The organism is Halobacteriovorax sp. (assembly GCF_041587335.1).
GTDB lineage: Bacteria > Bdellovibrionota > Bacteriovoracia > Bacteriovoracales > Bacteriovoracaceae > Halobacteriovorax.
Genome location: NZ_JBFGYP010000207.1, coordinates 1 through 3,451 on the forward strand (window position 1 = coordinate 1; position 3,451 = coordinate 3,451).

Here is a 3,451-nt window from a genome sequence, read left to right on the forward strand (position 1 = left end):
TCAAACTCTAGAACCTTTACGCTTCTATGATATTGAAGAGGAATAGTGTCTAGAATCCACTGAGAGTACTTGGTATTATTAACATGATTGTTCATGTCTAAATCACTATTTCTAACTTCTATTGTTTTCTCAACTCTTGCTTCTTCTGGAACATGAACTTTTATAGGAATAAAGTCTAGTACATCCTTAGGGCAGCTCTTCTCAACTTCTTCTCCAAGATCTGCTCTAACTGGTCTTCTAGTGTGACCATCAATTACCATATAGGTCGTCACACATTCCCCAATCTTTTGTCCTTCGAGAAAAATTTCAAAGTCTCTATTCGCCTTTAGTCCATCAGACCCTCTAGGCCATGTCTTGATAGTTAGGATATCTTGCCACTTAGGCCATGTGTTCATTTTGAGTTTTTGTTGAGTGAGTACCCAGAAAGAATTATTCTTTTCCATAAATTCAAAGCCTAAGTCTAAAACCTCTGCGTGAATTGTTGAGACATCTTGTAAGATTCCAAGCATGCCAAATAGACCAAGGCGTTTATTAATATTAATATTTATACTATTAACGCTATATTCTTTTTCAAAAATGATATCTTTCATGGCACCCTTTAAAGTTATTGATAACTGATAGTACCACTAGCTTATTCTGACATCAATTTAGACACGATGACTTTCTAACAGCAGGCGCAAGACTTTCTTTCTTGAGCGACAAAACCTTGTTCAACCTCTTCATCTGTGGCCTTTCTAACATTGGCGACAAGGACCTCAAAGAAAAGTGTTTGACCTGCAAGTGGGTGATTTCCATTAAGAATAGCTTCGTTTTTACTTAACTCTACTATTCTCGCTATAATCTCTTCTCCGTCAGCTTCTACATGAAATTGCATGCCAACTTTTAGTTTAGAGGCTTCCTCTCCAAACTGTTCTCTAGGAACGGAACTAATATATTTCTCTTGAATTTTTCCGTATGCATTTTCAATTTCAATATTAAATGAATCTTCTATCTCTTTACCATAGAGTTCATTTTCTAATTTTTCTGGCACTTCATCATTGCCTTGAATAAAGGACAAAGGAGATCTTTCATAAGTGCTATCTATTTGCTCATTACTTGAGTTGGTGAGCTTATAGTGTATTTCTACGACAGAGTTATCTACAATTTTCATTATTACCACTTTCCTTAAGACTGCTTAATGCCTTTGATATTAAAAATATGTGCAGCGATCAAAAGTATTGAGCCTATGGCAGTTAAACTTTTTTCAAGTCCTGCTATTTCTATATGTAAACTTTCTACAGCAATTGCTGAAACTAAAAAAAGAATTCCTGCACTTCCAAGTACAATAGGCTTCTTATCGCCATGTATTGCAATTGATCTACTAAAAGAAAAGAAAGCTATAGGAATAAGGGCGATAACTAGAGTGACATGAATCCACTCGTTATTTAAGTAATTTGATATTGCTGGTGATGCAAAAGCTAATATAGGAAAAAGTAAGCAATGAATAGCACATGCTCCAGAGCATATAATTCCTGTTTGATCTACTTTTTTAAGAACAACAAAACTCAATTCATTTTGCATTATGATCTCCCTTCGCCAGAGCTGAGTTTAATATCAGTCTACTTAACTATAAGAAAATCTATAACAAAATGGGGTTAATTGCAAGTTGGTTGCAAAAATTTTTGATTGGTTTAGCCTGGTATATGACCACGGCTTAGCTTTATCTGTAGATGAAGAACGTCGTTATTAAACTTTTGGTCGGACTCATCTGAGAGCCTGACAAAATCAGCAATAGTATCAATATGTCTTTTAATCGCAGTTAAATACCTTGGAGATATTCTTCGAATCATCATTTTATTAATAAGATTTTCAAAATCAAATTGAGATGAAAACTCAAGATCCCAGTTATCAAAATTCATATAGGCCTGATTAACTTCTTCTATGTCTGATATAGGAAAGCGAAACTCTGATGAAGTCGAGGTAACGTATTCACCTGTTGTAATAGCTATCTGAGACTCTTCTAATTGCTTGATACTCTCTTTTAAACCAAAGTAGGAACTAATTTCATCTATATGAACAGGTCCTCTTGAGAGAGTTAAAAGTAGAAATAGAAAGTAGTTCTCTTGCTTATTGTTTAAGCAGGCTATTTGCCTTTGAGTGAGCTCTCTTTGGCCTTGGTTAATAGAGACATTTGGACTCTTTTGTAGATCTGAAGAGTGGCCCTCACTAGCACTGCTATCAAATAGATAATTAAAACTTTGAAATTGATTCTGGCAAAAAGAAAGAATAATCGATTGTGATACTTCCGCGCTTAGAGCTTTTGCTATTTGATTGACGATCTCACTAGAGGGAAAGGACTGATCTTTCTCTATTTTCATATAGTATTGATAATTGCAGTCGAGACCTCTCTCCTGGAGATAAGTGAAAAAGCTCTTGGCCGTCTTATGGCCACTGGTGGTTCTGACTTGAGTTAGATGCTTACCAAAACTTAGCAAAATATCCTCCTAGGAGATTATCGCCTTACAAAAGACTGTTCGATATCCTATCGTCGAGATAGAACGATTTCATTAATTAAAAGGAGTAACGCTTTGAAATCATTATCAATATTTCTATTGTTAGCAGTCACTATTTCAACGTCATTTGCAGGAAATGGAGTGGAGAGAGGACGCCTTATTAATCAATCAGGATTTGGTTTAAAGGCAGAGATTGAGAGTTACCTACATAAGAAACTTAACAATTGCGCACTCGAGTCAAGTGCAGATTCATTTGTTGTAGATTCAATTGAACTTAAGAAAGATGAAGTTGATCAGGGGATTGTTGATCTCTACTACAGAATGGATATCACTCATAAGAATAAATCTGGAAGAAAAGTTAACGATCTCTCTATTGAGCTTGAAGACTCTGATTATAGTAATTGGAGAAAGTATGAAGAGAAGCTTTCAATTGAAGTATTAAAAGACACTAATAAGCTTTGTTTTTAAAGCAAATATAAATATTTTTTAGGAGAAGAAGAATGAAAATGACTGTTTTACTACTTACTTTATTATCTGGTTCCGCCATCGCCAAGATAACTAACTCTGATTATAAGCCAAGAATGGAAAAGGCGATAATTGAGGCCATCATTAACGAATGTAACGTGATGGAAGATCTTACTCTTGTTAACTCTGTTGAAGAAATTGATGAAGTTGATCAAGGTATGGAAGACGTACTTTATACTTCTACTTTTACTGGTCAACAAGTTTACGACCAAAACTTCTATGACACTTATGATATTACAGTTAAGACTTGGTACTACGATATGTATGATCACAGCTCAAAAGAATGGGGTGATTACTTAGTTAAATCTGTTGAATGTAAAATGAGATACTAAGCTCATAACCTAATAGCTCCCAATATCTTGTTGGGAGTTTTTCTAAAGAAGTTCTTGTTTTGAAATAATAAATGGAAAAATTGAGAAATATAAAGGCCCTAA

At 34.7% G+C, this 3,451-nt stretch carries 6 protein-coding genes; 2 read left to right on the forward strand and 4 right to left on the reverse strand.

What is annotated here, in order from left to right; all coding sequences use genetic code 11:
* The 4 genes from ABX784_RS16225 to ABX784_RS16240 form a co-directional block, all read right to left on the reverse strand.
* A partial coding sequence (locus ABX784_RS16225) for an acyl-[acyl-carrier-protein] thioesterase (RefSeq protein WP_372656109.1) occupies positions 1-590 on the reverse strand: 590 nt, incomplete at its 3' end.
* 74 nt (positions 591-664) lie between these two features.
* Positions 665-1,150, reverse strand: a complete 486-nt coding sequence (locus tag ABX784_RS16230) for a peptidylprolyl isomerase (protein WP_372656110.1) — start codon at positions 1,148-1,150, stop codon at positions 665-667.
* A 14-nt stretch (positions 1,151-1,164) separates the two neighbouring features.
* A complete protein-coding gene (locus tag ABX784_RS16235) occupies positions 1,165-1,560 on the reverse strand; it encodes a MerC domain-containing protein (protein WP_372656111.1) in 396 nt (131 codons plus the stop codon).
* Positions 1,561-1,670: 110 nt separating this feature from the next.
* The gene (locus ABX784_RS16240; RefSeq protein ID WP_372656112.1) at positions 1,671-2,474 is read right to left on the reverse strand and encodes a hypothetical protein; all 804 of its coding nucleotides are present in this window, start codon (positions 2,472-2,474) and stop codon (positions 1,671-1,673) included.
* Between the two features lie 93 nt (positions 2,475-2,567).
* Between ABX784_RS16240 and ABX784_RS16245 the strand changes: the two genes are divergently transcribed.
* A complete protein-coding gene (locus tag ABX784_RS16245) occupies positions 2,568-2,960 on the forward strand; it encodes a hypothetical protein (RefSeq protein ID WP_372656113.1) in 393 nt (130 codons plus the stop codon).
* A 32-nt stretch (positions 2,961-2,992) separates the two neighbouring features.
* Complete coding sequence (locus ABX784_RS16250) at positions 2,993-3,349, forward strand: hypothetical protein (protein WP_372656114.1); 357 nt, start codon at positions 2,993-2,995, stop codon at positions 3,347-3,349.
* The last annotated feature ends 102 nt before the right edge of the window (positions 3,350-3,451 follow it).